We start from the raw sequence: 18,846 nt of genomic DNA, 5'->3' as shown, positions 1-18,846 counted from the left end.
AGGTGAAATGTCAAACGTTTTGCCCGTACAAAACCTGTGCAGAGGATAGATATTTCCTTGACTACATGCGTCTTTGAAGGGTCAACTAGTGCAGCAAAACGTTTGACATCTCAAGCATGCATATCGGTGTACGGAGCTGGGTTGATGCGTTCAATCACTTGCCAGCGCATAATGAACCGCCACCGCCGGAGAAAAACTACACGCGATCAACTCTTCGACGAAGCCACGGCGCGTCCCATCGCAATTGATTTTGCGACTCGCCAACACGACATCTACCATTTCCGCATCGGCATAGAGTTGGCGGGCCAAGTCCGTCGACGAATTCGACAGCATCACGTAACAATTACGTGCGGCCAGTTGATGAAAAACCCTCGCCAAGCGACGCTGTTCGGCTTCATCAAAGCCACGGCGGGTATAGCCGGTAAAGGAGGCCGTCGGGCTAACCGGGACGTAAGGTGGATCGAAGTAGATAAAATCTCCCGGCTGCGCATGATCGAGCACCGTCGCGAAATCAGCGACACGCAATTCGACGGTGCGCAGCGCACGACTCACTTCACGTAGATTATCGCTATCGACGATTTGCGGGTTCTTGTAGTAGCCGAAGGGAGCGTTGAACTGGCCTTTGTTGTTGAGCCGGTACAGGCCGTTGTAACAGGTACGGTTGAGGAAGATGGTACGAGCTGCGCGTTCGACCCGGGGACGACGCGCGAAATTGGGTTGGCGATCCCAAGCACGGATCTCATAGAAGAAATCGCGGTCGGTAGCATACGGGCGTAAGCACTGCAATAGTTCGATCAGCGTCTCCACCTCATCACGCACGGCGATATAGCAATCGATCAGCTCTGCGTTCAGATCGCTGAGGATCGCCCCTTGCCGCAAGTGACCATGGTTCCACAGGTAGAAGAAGAACGCACCACCACCCACGAATGGTTCATGGTAGCGGCCAAAATGGTTTGGAATCCGCCGGGCAAGCTCTGGCAAAAGCTGGCTCTTGCCACCAGCCCACTTGAGAAAGGGTCGCGCAGGCACACGAAACTCCCTGACCGGCACGGCAAACGCACCCGTCACCCAGCCATGATCGCAGAGCCGCATTATACCATATCGCTATACCCAGGGAACGTCGTGAATCGCTATATAATGGAAGCCGCCGACAGCCTGTGCTTTACCTATTGGTATGTACCCATCGTTAGAGGAAGTTATGCAGATCACGATCCGGCCCATCGCCACGTATGCCGAATACCTTGCCTGCGAACAACTCCAACGTCTCGTTTGGGGCAGTGATTTTACCGTGCCGTTGAACATGCTGGTCACCGTACAGCGCAACGGCGGATTGGTTTTGGGGGCCTTCGTCGGTAATGAACTCGTTGGCTTTGTGTTTGGTTTTTTGGCCCGCACTGCCGATGGCCGATTAAAACACGCCTCACATATGGCTGCTGTCCGGCCCGATCTCCGTGATCTGCGGATCGGTGAGCGACTCAAGCAGGCGCAACGTGAGTTTGTCCGATCCCAAGACCTCGAATTGATCACGTGGACATTCGATCCCTTGCTGGCTCGCAACGCCCATCTGAACATCCACAAGCTCGGTGCTATTTGCCGCACCTATATGCGGAATGTGTATGGGCCGGAGCCGGAATTGATCGATGGTATCCTGCCAAGTGATCGGTTTCAGGTCGAATGGTGGATCGTTCAATCGCCGGTTGACCGACCACCGACCGAACACGTTGTGACAGCACCTCTGATCAATCCGTCGCTCGATGCGCCACCGGCTATTGGGCACGAACCGACCGCTCGGTTGCGCATTCCACTTGATTTCAGTGCGATACAACAACACGATCCTGGGGCAGCACAAGCTTGGCGTTACCATTTCCGTGCCTGCGCCGAAGCAGCTTTTGCCGCCGGGTACGTGGTGGTCGATTTTGGTCGTATTGATACGACCTTCGGCGCGTATGTGTTGGTCAAGCTGAGCAGCTAGCCCTGAAACCGCTCAGTGAGCTGCCACCATCGGCCAATCAGTACCGCATGCAACCAGTTTGACACATGCCGCCGAGCACCGTACAATCAAATTGCAATCATACCGAACATTGTCATAGCAATCACCGACAGCCCGGACTCACGCAGTGCGTAGTGCAGGCACGACTCTTGTTGACATCTAATAACATCATAAAGAACGCAACCCGCACGTATGGTACGTATGGTTAAGGAGGAGCCATGACCGTTAAGGCGCCACGCGCTCGCTCGCGCCGCACGGAGACCCCGTCTGTACCCGACCTAGCCGCAGTTGGCGAGGGTCGGCGGCGGGTGATCATCGAAGCGGTTGAACCGATCATTGATGGCGGACGCTATCCGGTGAAGCGGATCGTCGGCGACACCATCACTGTGCGCTGTGATCTGTTTGCCGACGGTCATGATGAGCTAGCAGCCGTCGTGCGCTACCGTCCACTTGGCGCCAAGGCATGGCATGAGGCACCGCTACGCCACTTCGTCAATGATCGTTGGGAAGGACAATTTCCGCTCACGAGCATCGGTCGTCACGAGTTTCAGATTGTGGCATGGATCGACCGCTTTGCGACATGGGTACATCAGCTCGAAAAGCGGTTAGCAGCCGGTCAAGATGTGCGGGTTGATTTGCAGATTGGGGCCGCACTTGTCGGCGAAGCGGCACGGAATGCCGATGGAGCTGACGCGGCCGTCTTGCACGTTGCCGAGGCGGCACTGATTGCCGGTGATGTCGATACGGCCTTTGCCGGCGAGATCCATGCGCTGATGGCCATCCATCTCCCACGCCGTTTTGCCACCGAATCGGAGATCTACCCGATCACGGTCGAGCGGGAGCGCGCGCGGTTTTCGGCGTGGTACGAACTCTTCCCCCGCTCGACGGCGACCGAGCCGGGACGACACGGTACCTTCCGTGATGTGATCAAGCGGCTTCCCTACGTTGCCGAACTCGGATTTGATGTGCTCTATTTGCCACCGATTCATCCGATTGGGTACACCTTCCGCAAAGGCAAGAATAACAGCCTCATCGCCGGCGCCGACGATCCGGGCAGCCCGTGGGCCATTGGCAACGCCGATGGCGGACATATGAGCGTTCACCCTCAGTTGGGTACGCTCGACGATTTTCGGGCGTTGGTGGATGAAGCCCGTAAGTATGGGATTGAGATCGCCCTCGACATTGCGTTTCAATGCTCACCCGACCACCCATACGTGCGTGAACATCCTGAATGGTTCCGTGCACGCCCCGACGGTACCATTCAGTATGCCGAGAATCCACCCAAGAAATACCAGGATATTTATCCGTTCGATTTTGAGACGGATGCGTGGCGGGAGTTGTGGCAAGAACTGCGTCAAATTTTTGTCTTCTGGATCGGGCAGGGAGTACGCATTTTTCGCGTTGATAATCCGCACACCAAAAACTTTCGATTTTGGGAGTGGTGCCTCAACTCGCTGAAAGCTGAATATCCTGATCTCATCTTTCTCTCGGAAGCGTTTACCCGCCCGAAGGTGATGTATCATCTGGCGAAAATTGGTTTTACCCAGAGTTATACGTACTATACATGGCGTACCACCAAGGCCGAAATCACGCAGTACATGCGTGAACTGACGACGCCACCGGTCAGTGATCTGTTCATTCCCAACTTTTGGCCTAATACACCCGATATCCTTACCCCTCAGTTCTACCGAGGCCAACGCACGGTATTTATCACCCGCGCTGCAATGGCAGCTACGCTCACGGCCAGTTGGGGTATGTACGGCCCAGCGTATGAGTTGATGGAACACACGCCGGTACCTGGCCGTGAAGAGTACATCGACAACGAGAAGTACGAAATTCGGTACTGGAACCTTGATGCGCCGCACAGTCTGCGCGGCTTCATCGCGCAACTCAATCGGATTCGTCGCAACCACCCGGCCCTCCACCGCAACGACACCCTACGCTTTCATCGCGTTGATATTGATTTTCACGAGCACGAGTGGTTGCTGGCCTACAGTAAAACCTCGCCCGACGGGCAAGATATTATTCTGGTAGTAGTCAATCTCGACCCGGATCACACCCATCGAGGTTGGGTACAGGTACCGGTCGCCGATTGGAACCTTACCAACATCTATCAGGCCCATGACCTGTTAACCGACGCTCGCTATCAGTGGTCGGGCGAATTTAACTATGTCGAACTCAGTCCAGCAGCTCCGGTGCATATTTTCCGCATTCGCCGCCTCCGCCGCGACGAGCGAGGGTTTGAGTACTTTGCCTGACAACGTTCTCAGTTCGGTGAACGGGAAGTGGTGAGCCGCACACGGTGCGGCTTCTGGCGTCTCTGCTAGAAGGTCGTACAACCCAAGAGCGCTTTCGACGACCGGCAAGCTACGCATCGGCCGAGAACAATACTTAGCACACGCATCCGGGGGATCAGCCCCCGCTCGCCACCGGGACTTGACCTGTTTGAAAGAGGAAACCTGTATGCCTCGCACACGGCCTGCCAAGACACCGACGGTTATCGCCGATGATCCACTCTGGTACAAAGATGCCATCATCTATGAAGTGCATGTCCGCGCGTTCTGCGATAGCAACGGTGACGGTATCGGCGACTTTCCCGGTCTGACGAGCAAACTCGATTATTTGCAGGATCTCGGCATCACGGCAATCTGGTTGCTCCCCTTTTATCCATCACCGCTGCGTGATGACGGGTACGATATTGCCGACTATACCAACATTCACCCCAATTACGGCTCCTTATCCGATTTCAAGGTCTTCATACGCGAAGCGCATCGGCGCGGTTTGCGCGTCATTACCGAGTTAGTCTGTAACCACACCTCAGATCAACATCCGTGGTTTCAACGTGCCCGCCGCGCGAAACCCGGTTCGTCGGCACGTAATTTTTATGTATGGTCGGATACGCCCGACCGCTATAAAGACGCACGGATTATTTTTAAAGATTTCGAGACAAGCAACTGGACGTGGGACCCGGTGGCCCAAGCCTACTATTGGCACCGTTTTTATAGCCATCAGCCCGACCTGAACTTTGAGAACCCGGCGGTACAGCGCGCCGTGTTTAAAGCGATGGAGTTTTGGCTCGATCTCGGTGTTGACGGTATGCGGCTCGATGCCATCCCCTATCTCTACGAAGCCGAAGGTACCAATTGCGAGAATCTGCCCGAAACCCATGCGTTTCTCAAGCGCCTACGCCGGCATATGGATGAAAAATACCACGGCCGTATGTTTCTGGCCGAAGCCAATCAATGGCCGGAAGATGCGGTGGCCTATTTCGGTGATGGCGATGAGTGTCACATGGCCTTTCACTTCCCGGTCATGCCACGCCTCTTCATGTCGGTTCATCTCGAGGATCGCTACCCGATTATTGATATTATGCGGCAGACACCACCCATTCCTGAGAACTGCCAGTGGGCGATCTTCTTGCGCAACCACGATGAGCTGACGCTTGAGATGGTTACCGACGAAGAACGCGACTATATGTACCGGGTATACGCCCGCGATCCACAAGCCCGGATCAATCTCGGCATTCGCCGCCGACTCGCGCCGCTGCTCGGCAACCATCGCCGTAAAATCGAATTGATGAACGGTCTTCTCTTCTCCTTACCCGGCACACCGGTGATCTACTACGGTGATGAGATCGGGATGGGTGACAATATTTACCTCGGTGATCGCAACGGGGTACGCACACCGATGCAATGGAGCGGCGACCGTAATGCCGGTTTCTCACGCGCGAATCCGCAGCAGCTCTATTTGCCGGTCATTACCGATCCGGAATATCACTACGAGACGGTGAACGTCGAGACGCAGAGTGCAAATCAGCATTCACTCCTCTGGTGGACAAAACGGCTAATTGCACTGCGCAAGCGGTATTCGGCATTCGGACGTGGTACGCTCGAGTTTCTTTACCCCGAAAACCGCAAAGTGCTCTGCTTCTTACGCAAAACTGCCGATCAGATTTTACTCGCCGTCTTCAATCTGTCACGCTTTGTCCAAGGGGTCGAGATCGATCTCTCACCTTATCGTGGACTAATGCCGGTTGAGCTGTTTGGGCAAGTAGAGTTTCCGCCTATCGGTGATCAGCCGTACTTTTTAACCCTCGGCCCGCACAGTTTCTACTGGTTTACCCTGGCCCCGCAGCGGGTTGAAGGGGTACGGGTCACGATGCCACAGCCTGAAACCGAGCTAACTGAGATACCGGTTGATGCTATCGAGTGGGATGCGATCTTTTACGATGGTCGGCAAGTCCGTCTCGAGCAGATCTTACCCGATTACCTCCGCTACCGACGCTGGTTTGGCGCCAAGACGCGCAAGATCAAGCAAGTAAACATCATCGAGTTTGCCCGCCTTGATTATGCCAGCGGCCCGGCCTACCTGACCTTACTGAACGTGCAGTATGTCGAGGGCACCCCCGAGCTGTACATGCTGCCGATGGCTTACGCCGAGGGAGAGCGGGCCGATCAGATACTTGCCGATCAGCGGCATATGGTCATCGCCCGCCTGAGAGTTGGCCGCCGACCCGAAGCGGGTATCCTGTACGATCCGCTTGGTGAGCGTCGGTTTGCTTCGGCACTTCTCGAGTTGACGATCGGGCGACGACGACTGCGCGGCGAAGCGGGTGGGGAGCTGGTCGGCGGGACAACCCGTGCGCTGCGTAAACTGCTCACCGGCAGTGATGGTCTCGAACCGAGTTTAGTGCGCGGTGAGCAGAGCAATTCATCGATCAACTTTGGTAGTCGCCTGATTATGAAGCTCTTCCGCAAGATCGAACCGGGTCGTAATCCCGATCTCGAACTTGGGCGTTTCCTGACCGAAGAAGTCGGTTTTCCACACACACCGCCGGTAGCCGGCTTTATCGAATATCAGCGTGGTAAAGACGAACCATTGACACTTGCGATTGTGCAGGGCTATGTCCAAAATGAAGGAGACGCCTTTGATTACGCCCTCGATGTGGTGCGCCGGTATTACGATACGGTATTAACCCGCGCCGATCTGACACCACCGCCGGTGAAAGCCAGTGTCGCCGAGTTGGTTGCTGCGGCGTTCAACCCACCTTCCCCGCTCGCCGAAGAACTTATCGGCGGTTACCTTGAATCGGCACGGTTGCTTGGTCAACGTACCGCCGAGATGCATCAGGCACTGGCAAAAGGGAGCGGGCCGGCAATGGCGCCGGAACCCTTCTCAACCCTCTATCAGCGCTCGATCTACCAGAGTGTCCGCAGCCTGATCGGACGAACCCTGCAAGACCTGCGCAAACTATTACCATCGTTACCACCAGCGGTGCGTCCGGCTGCCGAACAAGTGGTACAGCGTGAAGAAGCGCTGCTCGCACGCCTCCATCGCATCACTGGCGACAAGATCGAGACGGTACGCATTCGCATCCACGGTGATTATCATCTTGAACAGGTGCTCTTTACCGGTAAAGACTACATGATCATCGACTTTGAGGGCGAGCCACTCCGCCCGATCAGCGAGCGGCGGATCAAGCGCTCACCACTCCGCGATGTCGCCGGGATGTTACGCTCATATCAGTATGCAGCTTACGCCGTGCTCTTCAGCCGTAATGGCACGACAGACCATCCCGAAGAGATCGAACGGCTGCAACAATGGGCCGACTTCTGGAGCTTTTGGGTCTGCGCTGCCTTCCTCGAGGGCTATCTATCTACGGCCCGCAATGAGCCGTTCATCCCCACCGACCGTGCAGACTTTGAAGCACTGCTCGAAACCTTCGTGATTGAGAAGGCTATCTATGAACTCAGTTACGAAATGAATAACCGACCCGATTGGCTGCCGATCCCGCTCAATGGCATCTTACGCCAATTGGAGTAACTAGACCGTTGGACACGATTTGGTACAATCAGTTGTACCCCACTGCAACCATATATGAAGGAAATAGCTATGAGTGAAGGTGAGCAAACCCGCCGTACCCGACGTAAGCAAGCGACACCGGTCACCGAAGCGACGGCACCGATGACCGCAGCAGAGGTTGAACATACGACTGCCGAAGTATCTGAACCGTCGGCAGCTACCACGGCGATGATGAAAAGTATTCTGAGTGAGGATGATATTTATCTCTTCAATCAGGGTACCCACTACCGACTTTACAACAAATTCGGCGCCCAGCCGGTGACGATTGAAGGCGTACCCGGTACCTATTTCGCAGTGTGGGCGCCGAATGCTGAATACGTCGCCGTTATTGGCGACTGGAACAACTGGGACCCCGGCGCACATCCGCTGCGCCAGCGTGGCTTTTCCGGCGTGTGGGAAGGGTTCATTCCCCACATCGGCAAAGGTATGCGCTACAAATTCCATATTGCCTCACGCTATTATGGCTACCGCGAAGACAAGACCGATCCCTTTGGCAGTTATTTTGAAGTAGCACCACAAACGGCGGCTATTATCTGGGATCGGGAGTATACGTGGTCGGATCAGCAGTGGATGAGTGAACGCGGTCAGCGCCAGCGTCTCGGTGCGCCGATCTCGATCTATGAGGTTCACCTCGGTTCATGGCGACGTAAACCGGAGGAGGATAACCGCCCCCTCACCTATCGGGAACTGGCCCACGAGCTGGTCGAGCACGTGAAAGAATGCGGCTTTACCCACGTAGAGCTGCTGCCGGTAACCGAACACCCCTTCTACGGCTCGTGGGGCTACCAATCGACCGGGATGTTCGCGCCGACCAGCCGGTATGGCACTCCGCAAGATTTTATGTACTTTGTCGATTATCTGCACCAGCACGGTATTGGTGTGATCCTCGATTGGGTACCGAGCCACTTTCCGACCGATGGTTACGGGCTGGCGTATTTCGACGGCACACATCTCTATGAACACGCCGATCCGCGCAAAGGTTATCATCCCGACTGGGGAAGCTATATCTACAATTACGGTCGCAACGAGGTGCGTAGCTTTCTGATCAGTTCGGCTCTGTGCTGGCTTGACAAGTTCCATATTGACGGTTTGCGCGTCGATGCTGTTGCCAGTATGCTCTACCTCGACTACTCGCGACGACCTGGTGAGTGGATTCCGAATGAATACGGCGGTAATGAAAATCTGGAAGCGATTAGCTTCTTGCGTGAACTGAACACCCAAATCTACAAGTATTATCCCGATGTGCAAACCATTGCCGAAGAGAGTACTGCATGGCCAATGGTTTCGCGTCCAGTCTATGTGGGTGGGTTGGGCTTTGGCTTCAAGTGGGATATGGGGTGGATGCACGATACGTTGCAATACTTCCGCCGCGATCCCATTTACCGCCGCTTCCACCACAACGAGCTGACCTTCCGTGGCCTTTACATGTTTACCGAGAACTACGTACTTCCACTCTCACACGATGAGGTCGTTCACGGCAAGGGGTCGCTGCTCGATAAAATGGCCGGTGATGTTTGGCAGAAGTTTGCCAACCTACGCTTGCTCTATTGCTACATGTTTGCCCAACCCGGCAAGAAGCTGCTCTTCATGGGCGGTGAGTTTGGGCAATGGCGGGAATGGTCACACGATACGAGCCTCGATTGGCATTTGCTGATGTTCCCTTCCCATCAAGGAGTGCTTCGGCTCATCAGTGACCTCAACCGACTTTACCGCAGTGAATCGGCTTTGCACGAACTTGACTGTGATCCGAAGGGGTTCGAGTGGATTGACGCCAATGATGCCGACGCCAGTGTGTATAGCTTTTTGCGCAAGAATCGGCACGGCGAGACGATTTTGGTGGTGCTGAATGCAACACCGGTAGTCCGCGAAGACTACCGAGTCGGCGTACCGTTTGGTGGTTGGTGGCGAGAGTTACTGAACAGCGATTCGGAATACTATTGGGGGAGTGGGCAAGGAAATGCCGGTGGTGTGATGGCTGAAGAACTACCATCGCATGGACGGCCATTCTCGTTGCGCTTGCGCTTGCCACCGTTGGGGGCGTTGTATTTTAAGCACTGTCCGTAACGCAAAGGCGCAAAGGCGCAAAGGCGCAAAGGCGCAAAGGCGCAAAGGTGCAAAGGTGCAAAGTCTATGTTCAATCTGCCACAACCCGGTGCGGTTTACCGCAGCGATGGTACAACTGCCTTTACCTTATGGGCGCCAACTGCTGCGACCGTTGAACTGATCGTTCTTGATCCGAAACCCCGGACAGTGACGATGAAACCGATCGGATATGGCTGCTGGCATGGGGTCACGGAGGCGCCACCCGACACACGCTACCGCTACCGACTCGATGGTCAACGGGAGCGACCTGATCCGGCATCGCGCTGTCAACCCGAAGGTGTGCATGGCCCATCGGCAGTTGTCGATCATAACTTCGACTGGAGTGATGCGGCGTGGCGCGGCGTACCCCTCACCGATCTCGTGATCTACGAGCTACACGTCGGCACCTTTACCCCAGAAGGAACCTTCACGGCCATCATCCCCCATTTACCGATGCTCCGTGATCTCGGCGTGACGGCTATCGAACTTATGCCGGTAGCCCACTTCCCCGGCCAACGTAATTGGGGCTACGATGGCGTCTATCTCTACGCTCCACACACGGTCTATGGGGGCGTCAAGGGTCTGAAGCAATTGGTCGATGCCGCCCATGCCCACGGTATAGCCGTTATCCTCGATGTGGTCTACAATCACTTTGGTCCTGAAGGCAACTATTTGTGGGACATCGCACCGCCGGCGTTTACCGATCGCTACCGCACACCGTGGGGATCGGCGATCAATTACGATGGTCCCGACAGTGATCTGGTCCGCTGGTTGATCATCGAGAACGCCCTAGAATGGCTGCGCGAGTATCATATTGACGGCTTACGGCTCGATGCAACGCATGCGATCTTCGATGTATCGCCGTACCACCTGCTTGAGGAGTTAGCCGACCGGGTACGCGAACAAGCGATCCGCCTTGGTCGTCCGGCGTATCTCTTCGCCGAGCACCCGCTCAACGATCCGCGCTTTGCCCGTCCTAAGGTCCTCGGTGGCTACGGTTTAAGCGGCATTTGGTCGGACGATTTTCATCACGCCCTGCATAGTTTTCTCACCGGTGAACAAAACGGGTACTACGCAGGCTTCGGTAGTTTGGCACAGATAGCGACGGGCATCGAGCGTAGCTTTGTCTTTGCCGGTGAATATTCACCGCACGCCCGCCGTCGCTTTGGTCGCGATCCTTCCGATCTTGCCCCCGAACAATTTGTGGTCTTTTTGCAAAACCACGACCAAGTCGGTAATCGTGCTATCGGAGACCGACTAGGGGCAACGTTGAGTGAAGCGCAATTACGGGTTGCTGCCGCGACGGTGCTGCTCAGCCCGTATACACCGTTGATTTTCATGGGGGAGGAGTATAACGAGCCGGCGCCTTTTCAATATTTTACCGACCACAGTGACCCGGCGCTCATTACCGGAGTACGCGAGGGCCGTAAACGTGAGTTTGCCGACTTCTTGCGCCCCGGCCAAGAAGTGCCTGACCCACAAGATCCGACCACATTTACCCGCTCGAAACTCAATCACGCTCTACGCACGGTCGGCAGGCACACGGCCCATCAGGCTTTTTACCGCGAACTGTTGGGGTTACGGCGTAAGCTACCGGGGTTGCGTCAACGGCCCCGTACCTACGTCCATGGTCAGACAATCGTGGTAGAATGGCCGCACATCCGGCTGCTGCTCAATTTCGGCCCGGATTCAGTGCGGATCGAACTGCCGGCAGCATCCTGGCAGATCCGGCTCGATAGTGCAGACCCGCCCGCAGCAATCTTAGACGGCACGAGCATCACTTGCAGCGGGCATAGCGCTGTGCTGCTAACCTCACACGATGAGTAACACTCGCGACCTCAATCCCATACGGTCAGCGAGCGATCTCACCGTGTATTGGCTGACTACCGCAACTCCGTCTGTCGTGCAACACATACCTGTAGTCAAACAACCTAACGGAGCGTCTACCATGGCCGAGCGGCTGATTTGTATTCACGGTCATTTCTACCAGCCGCCACGCGAAAATCCGTGGCTCGAAGCAGTCGAACAGCAAGACTCGGCATACCCCTATCACGACTGGAACGAGCGGATTACCGCCGAGTGTTACGAGCAAAATGCTGCCTCGCGCATTCTTGATAGCCAAAACCAAATTGTTCGCATTGTCAACAACTATAGTCGGATCAGTTTTAACTTTGGCCCCACCCTGCTAACATGGTTAGCCGCTCATGCACCGCAGGTGTATCAAGCGATCCTGCAAGCCGATCAGGAAAGTCACCATTACTTGGGAGCTGGCTCGGCGATGGCACAGTGTTATAACCACATCATTATGCCACTCGCATCGCGTCGCGATAAGGTAACGCAAGTCATCTGGGGTATTCGCGACTTTGTCCATCGCTTTGGACGGGAACCCGAAGGTATGTGGCTCCCCGAAACGGCAGTTGATCTGGAGACGCTCGACATCATGGCCGAACACGACATCAAGTTCACGATCCTTGCACCCACGCAAGCTAGTCATGTGCGTAAAATCGGCGAAATGATTTGGCATGATGTAAGCGGCGGGCGGATCGATCCGACGCAGCCGTATCTGGTGAAATTGGCGAGCGGCCGCGCTATCACGGTCTTCTTCTACGATGGGCCGGTCTCGCGTGCGGTAGCGTTCGAGCGACTTCTTAGCAGTGGGGTTGGATTTGCCAATCGGCTGGCCAGTATTTTTAACGACCAACGCTCATGGCCACAACTCGCTCATATTGCAACCGATGGTGAGACCTACGGCCATCACCATCGCCACGGCGATATGGCATTGGCGTATGCCTTACACTACATCGAAGAAACCGGTCTGGCGAAACTTACCAACTACGCGGCGTACCTACAACGCTACCGGCCAACGTATGAAGTACAGATCATCGAACGCACCTCGTGGAGTTGTGCGCACGGTGTGGGGCGCTGGTCAACCGATTGCGGTTGCAGTACCGGCAGTAATCCCGGTTGGAATCAGGCATGGCGTGCGCCGCTACGTGCTGCCCTAGACTGGTTACGCGATACGATTGCGCCACGATTCGAGGGTTATGCCCGCCGTCTGTTGCACGATCCATGGGCAGCGCGTGATGATTACATCAGCGTTATTCTTGACCGTTCACCGGAAAACGTCGCCGCTTTTATCGGTCGGCATAGCCGTGGCCGGCTGGATGATCACCAGCGGATTGCAGTCCTGAAGTTGATGGAGCTGCAGCGCCACCTGATGCTGATGTATACCTCGTGTGGCTGGTTTTTCGATGATCTGAGTGGGATCGAGACGATACAGGTCATGATGTACGCCGGCCGGGCTATCCAACTGGCTCACGAACTGTTTGGTGAAGAGATCGAGGGTGAATTCCTCAATCGACTGGCACAAGCGCGCAGCAACCTGCCGTCACGGGGTAACGGACGCGATCTCTACGAACGGCACGTGCGTCCGGCGATGGTCGATCTGCGCAAAGTCGGTGCTCATTATGCAATGACTGCCCTCTTCAACGGAGTAGGTGAACACGAACAGATCTATGCCTACACCGTTGAGCGTGAAGATTACCATCTCTTGCTAGCAGGAAAGTCGCGATTGGCACTTGGCCGCATTCGCATCATCTCCAACATCACCGGGGAATCCACTCGCCTCAGCTTCGGCGTCTTACATCTCGGCGATCACAACATATCCGGTGGTGTCCGTGAATACCAGAACGAGCAAATATACCAGCAACTGATTGAAGAGTTGAGCGAACTCTTTCTGCGCGCCGATATACCTGGCGTCATTCGCATGGTCGACCGCAATTTTGGTCAAGAACAATATTCTCTCAAACTTCTCTTCGGTGACGAGCAGCGCCAGATCCTCAATCGCATTCTTACATCGAGCCTTGCTGAAGCCGAAGCTGCCTATCGCCAAATCTACGAAAATCACGCGCCGCTGATGCGCTTTCTCGCCAGCATGGGAATGCCGGTCCCGCGAGAATTTCAGATTGCAGCCGAATTTGCCATTAATACCGAATTGCGTCGCCTCTTTGAAACGGAACCTCTCGATTTTGACCGCATTAACAGCCTCTTGCGCGAAGCACAGCGATCGGGGGTGACGCTCGATGCAGAAGGGCTTAGTTATGCACTGGCCCGTACCATTCGCAATATTAGCGAGAACTTCTATCAGAATCCGGAAGATCGCGCATTGCTGACTCAGCTCGATGCTGCGGTCGGCCTGGCGCGCAACCTCCCGTTCGAGGTTGATGTCTGGCATACGCAAAACGTGTATTACAAGTTGTTGCAAACCGTGTATCCGCAGATGGAAGCCGATACCCGTGCCGGATTTGCCGATGCTTATGCATGGATTAGGCTCTTCCGGTCATTGGGAACTAAATTGCGCTTCCGTCTGCCAGCAGGAGAGCCATGATTGATGCAGAATTGCGTATTCCCCGTGCCACGTACCGCCTACAACTGAACGCCGATCTCACGTTTACCGATGTCGCCCATCTGGTGCCCTACTTCGTTGATCTTGGAATCAGTGATCTCTACTTTTCACCAATCTTGACCCCACGAGCCGGCAGTCGTCACGGCTACGATATTACCGATCATTCACAACTCAACCCTGAACTCGGTGGCGAGGCCGGATTCACCCAGCTTGCCGAGACCTTACGCGCTCATCAACTCGGTCTGATCCTTGATGTCGTACCCAACCACATGGGGATTGGCGATCCGCGGAATGTGTGGTGGCGCGATGTCCTGGAAAACGGGCCAAGCTCAATCTTTGCCCCGTACTTTGACATTGACTGGGATCCGGTGGCGCCCGAATTGCACGGCAAAGTGCTGTTACCGGTGCTCGGTGATCAGTACGGGGTTATCCTCGAACGAGGTGAACTACGTTTGTACTACGACGACGATGGCGGGTTCAGTCTGGGCTATTGGGAGCACCGGTTTCCGTTGAATCCGCGGAGCTACGCCGACATTCTGACGCAAAAGCTTGATGATCTCCTGAGTAACCTTGGTAGCGATCACCCTGATGCAATTGAGTTGCAGAGTATCATCACTGCTATCGGTTACCTGCCTTCACGTCACGAGGTATCACCTGAACGGATAATTGAGCGCAACCGCGAGAAAGAGGTGATTAAACGTCGGATTGCGACGCTGGTCGCGAATAGTGAACCGGTACGTCAGATGATCGCGCAAGCACTGGCCGACTACAATGGTGATCCGTCCGATCCAAAAAGTTTTGACTTACTTGATGCGTTACTTGCCCGTCAATCGTACCGGTTGGCGTTCTGGCGGGTAGCAACCGAAGAGATTAACTACCGTCGCTTCTTTGACATCAACGATCTAGCCGCCATCCGCGTCGAACTTCCCGATGTCTTACAAGCTACTCATGATCTGATCATGCGCTTGTTGGCCGAGGGGATTGCGACCGGCGCCCGCATCGACCACCCCGATGGCCTCTGGCAACCGGCCACCTATTTTCGTCAATTGCAAGAGAGTTACCTACGGTATGCCGCCGCATTCCGCTTTGGAGGGAGCGCCCCTGCCGATCTCGATGAGCAGATCCGGCGACGACTCGCGCAGGCTGAGCGTGGTGAACGGCCATGGCCGCTCTACGTCGTCGCCGAGAAAATTCTGAGCCATGGCGAACCGTTACCCTCGGATTGGGCCGTCGCCGGAACAACCGGCTACGATTTTCTGAACCAGATTGGGAGCGTCTTGATCGACCGCAGTAGCCAGCGAGCAATCAACCGACTGTATCGCCAATTTGCCGGGCCGCAGCCCACTTTCGCCAATCTGGTCAATAGCAAAAAGAAAGAGATCATGCTCGTCTCGCTCGCCAGTGAAGTCAATACGCTCAGTCATCTACTTGACCGGCTGGCCGAACGCACACGACGTTACCGTGACTTCACTCTGAACAGCCTGACGTTTGCCATCCGCGAGGTGATTGCAGGGATGCCGGTGTACCGTACCTACATCAGCTCTGATGGTGTTGTGAGCCAACGTGATGAGCAGGCAATCCGCATGGCGGTGCGCGAGGCAAAGCGACGTAACCCACGCACAGCAGCGCAGATCTTCGACTTTATCGAGGATACATTGCTCTTGCGCAATCTTGACCTCTTTGCGCCGGAGGTACGCGATGATGTGGTGCGCTTCGTGATGAAGTTCCAGCAACTCAGTGGGCCGGTGATGGCGAAGGGTGTGGAAGATACAGCATTTTATGTCTACGATCGCCTGGTCGCATTGAATGAGGTAGGTGGTCATCCCGAACTCTTCGGCTGCGAAGTGAGTGAGCTACACGCCGCCGCTCAAGAACGGCAGCGCCACTGGCCGCACAGTATGGTCACCACTTCTACCCACGATACCAAGCGTAGCGAAGATGTGCGCGCACGGATCAGTGTCCTTAGCGAGTTGCCCGATGAGTGGCACCGACACGTGATCCGCTGGAGCCGACTAAACGCGGCTAAGCGCAGTACCATCGAGGGTGGGATGGCGCCGAGTCGTAATGATGAATACTTGCTCTATCAAACACTGGTCGGTACGTGGGAATCGATGGATCAGCTTGAAACCTTTACCCAGCGGATCGCTGCCTACATGGAGAAGGCAACCCGTGAAGCTAAGGTGAATACGAGCTGGATCAACCCTAACGCCGATTATGATGTTGCCGTCCAACGCTTTGTGCGAGGTATTCTCGATCCACGTCGCTCGCGTCGTTTCCTCGATAGCCTCGATGCCTTCGCCCATCGGATCGCCGTTTTTGGACGGTGGAATAGTTTGACCCAGACGATTGTCCGTCTCACCACACCGGGTGTGCCCGATCTTTACCAAGGATGCGAATTGTGGGATTTTAGTCTGGTTGATCCGGATAATCGGCGACCGGTCGATTTTCAGCGTCGAGTAGCACTCTTGGCCGATCTGCGTGCCCGACAGGCGGCCTGCGAGAAGGCTGCACTAGCCGATGAGTTGTTGGCGTCGGCGGCAGATGGACGGATCAAGCTCTACACGATTGCTACGGCGCTTGATCTCCGTCGCCAACGACCCGAACTCTTCAGTGCCGGTGAGTATCTACCGCTGATGGCAAGTGGACCTGCTGCCGAACACGTGATCGCCTTTGCGCGTCGGCATCCGAGTGCCGGTGAAGCAATCACGGTTGCACCGCGGCTTACGGCACGCCTGAGTAACGGGCATGAATTACCGCCGATCGGTGAGTTGTGGGACGAGACATGGTTGCCCTTGCCGCAGAGTACGCCAGGTAGCCGGTATCACAACCTTTTCACCGGCGAACGTCTCGTCGTGACCGAGCACTCGGCAACGCCGGGGCTGGCCCTCGCCGAGATATTGCGGCGCTGGCCGATTGCCCTGTTGGTGCGTGAAGATTAGACGAACGGCATGGTAGAAGCGATAACGCTGCACAATGGCTCATATCGGCTAAAACTTCTGTTTACCTTCATCAGCATTTTCGGCTATACTATTTATGGTTACCTGATCGCCTGATCGCCGTCGATGGGGACGGAACGTAAGCGTATGAGTGTGCGTCTTCGTTGTCGTGCCCCGCTACGGCGAACCGTGGCGGGTATTTACTATTGGCGCATAGCTAGAGGGAGGGATTCTAATGACCGTCTCGATCAATGAAATCAGCGCCAGTCCGAGCTTTGGACACGATCTACCGCCGCATACCCTTCGCGATATGCTCCGGTACATGATGTTGGCCCGGGCACTCGATGAGCGTATGTGGGTGCTAAACCGAGCCGGAAAAGCGCCGTTCGTGATTAGTTGTCAGGGGCATGAAGCTGCTCAGGTCGGCGCGGCGTTTGCCTTACAGCGGGGCAAAGATTTTATCCTGCCTTACTATCGTGGCTTAGCTACGGTGTTGGTGATGGGAATGACGCCGACGGAAGTGATGCTTGGTCTCTTTGCACGCGCCACCGATCCAAGCTCAGGTGGTCGCCAAATGCCGGCTCACTACGGATGTCGTCGTCTCAAAATCGTGACCCAATCGTCGCCGGTCGGCACGCAGATTGCGCATGCTGCGGGGATTGGTCTGGCCGAGAAGATCAAAGGTGGTGATGCGGTAGCGTGGGTATCGTTTGGTGAAGGGACCACCAGCCAAGGCGATTTTCACGAAGCGCTCAATTTGGCAGCCGTACACCGGCTGCCGGTCATTTTTCAATGCGAAAACAACGAATACGCGATTAGTGTTCACCAACGGCAGCAAATGGCTGTAGCTAGCGTTGCCGACCGTGGCCCAGCCTACAGTATTCCCGGTATTAGTGTCGATGGTACCGATGTGTTGGCCGTCTACGAAGTTACCCGCCGCGCCGTTGAGCGAGCTCGGCGTGGCGATGGTCCAACGTTGATCGAGGCCCGGGTGGTACGGATGACCGCGCACTCGAGTGACGATAACGACCGCACCTATCGCCCGCCACACGAACTAACATTGGTGCGACACCAAGATCCCATTGTGCGTTTTATCGCCCAACTGCGCGAACACGGCATCTTGAGTGAAGCCGACGAGCAAGCGATGCGCACCGAAGTGGCCGAGATCGTTGATAAAGCGACGACAGAGGCGGAACAGGCACCGATGCCCGAACCGGAGACGCTGTGTGACCATGTGTATGCGCCGGTGCGTCCACGCCGTTAACGCAGAGATGCAGAGGGGGCAACGGCGGAGTACACACAAAGGCGCAGAGACGCAAAGGGATGGTGGGGGATGGGGCAAATGCGCTTGGGGCGACCATCCAAAAAATCTTAGCGACCTTTGCGTGCTTAGCGGCTTTGCGTTAAACGTATTCACGGAGGATAGTATGCCCGAGATGAACCTGCTCGAAGCGATCCGGCAGGCCCTCGATGAGGCGGCGGAGAGGATGGTACACACAAAGGCGCAGAGACGCAAAGGGATGGTGGGGGATGGGGCAAATGCGCTTGGGGCGACCATCCAAAAAATCTTA

General features: G+C 55.6%; 9 protein-coding genes. 8 read left to right on the top strand and 1 reads right to left on the bottom strand.

All coding sequences use genetic code 11. From position 1 onward, the window contains the following. Positions 1-150: 150 nt before the first annotated feature. Positions 151-1,029: a DNA adenine methylase gene (locus AC01ZF_RS01895; protein ID WP_424676008.1), complete on the bottom strand. Its 879-nt coding sequence runs from the start codon at positions 1,027-1,029 to the stop codon at positions 151-153. Between the two features lie 169 nt (positions 1,030-1,198). Here AC01ZF_RS01895 and AC01ZF_RS01890 point away from each other — a divergent pair, with 169 nt between their 5' ends. The 8 genes from AC01ZF_RS01890 to AC01ZF_RS01855 all read left to right on the top strand — a co-directional run bounded on the left by AC01ZF_RS01890 (position 1,199) and on the right by AC01ZF_RS01855 (position 18,539). Next, positions 1,199-1,972, top strand: a complete 774-nt coding sequence (locus AC01ZF_RS01890) for a hypothetical protein (protein WP_424676007.1) — start codon at positions 1,199-1,201, stop codon at positions 1,970-1,972. 236 nt (positions 1,973-2,208) lie between these two features. Then, positions 2,209-4,248 (top strand): alpha-1,4-glucan--maltose-1-phosphate maltosyltransferase, encoded by a 2,040-nt coding sequence (locus tag AC01ZF_RS01885; protein ID WP_424676006.1) that lies wholly within the window; start codon positions 2,209-2,211, stop codon positions 4,246-4,248. A gap of 205 nt (positions 4,249-4,453) precedes the next feature. Then, on the top strand, positions 4,454-7,813 hold the full coding sequence (gene treS, locus AC01ZF_RS01880; RefSeq protein ID WP_424676005.1) for a maltose alpha-D-glucosyltransferase: 3,360 nt from the start codon (positions 4,454-4,456) through the stop codon (positions 7,811-7,813). Positions 7,814-7,882: 69 nt separating this feature from the next. Continuing rightward, positions 7,883-9,916 (top strand): 1,4-alpha-glucan branching protein GlgB, encoded by a 2,034-nt coding sequence (gene glgB / locus AC01ZF_RS01875; RefSeq protein WP_428131070.1) that lies wholly within the window; start codon positions 7,883-7,885, stop codon positions 9,914-9,916. A 66-nt stretch (positions 9,917-9,982) separates the two neighbouring features. Continuing rightward, complete coding sequence (gene treZ, locus AC01ZF_RS01870) at positions 9,983-11,761, top strand: malto-oligosyltrehalose trehalohydrolase (RefSeq protein ID WP_424674606.1); 1,779 nt, start codon at positions 9,983-9,985, stop codon at positions 11,759-11,761. Positions 11,762-11,882: 121 nt separating this feature from the next. After that, on the top strand, positions 11,883-14,321 hold the full coding sequence (locus AC01ZF_RS01865) for a DUF3536 domain-containing protein (protein WP_424674602.1): 2,439 nt from the start codon (positions 11,883-11,885) through the stop codon (positions 14,319-14,321). Further along, on the top strand, positions 14,318-17,278 hold the full coding sequence (locus tag AC01ZF_RS01860) for a malto-oligosyltrehalose synthase (RefSeq protein WP_424674601.1): 2,961 nt from the start codon (positions 14,318-14,320) through the stop codon (positions 17,276-17,278). The genes AC01ZF_RS01865 and AC01ZF_RS01860 overlap by 4 nt, the downstream gene beginning before the upstream one ends. A 232-nt stretch (positions 17,279-17,510) precedes the next feature. Further along, complete coding sequence (locus tag AC01ZF_RS01855; RefSeq protein ID WP_428112780.1) at positions 17,511-18,539, top strand: thiamine pyrophosphate-dependent dehydrogenase E1 component subunit alpha; 1,029 nt, start codon at positions 17,511-17,513, stop codon at positions 18,537-18,539. The last annotated feature ends 307 nt before the right edge of the window (positions 18,540-18,846 follow it).

Source organism: Chloroflexus sp. (assembly GCF_056331925.1).
The sequence above is the reverse complement of the archived record's forward strand: the minus strand, read 5'-3'. Positions and strand labels throughout refer to the sequence as shown.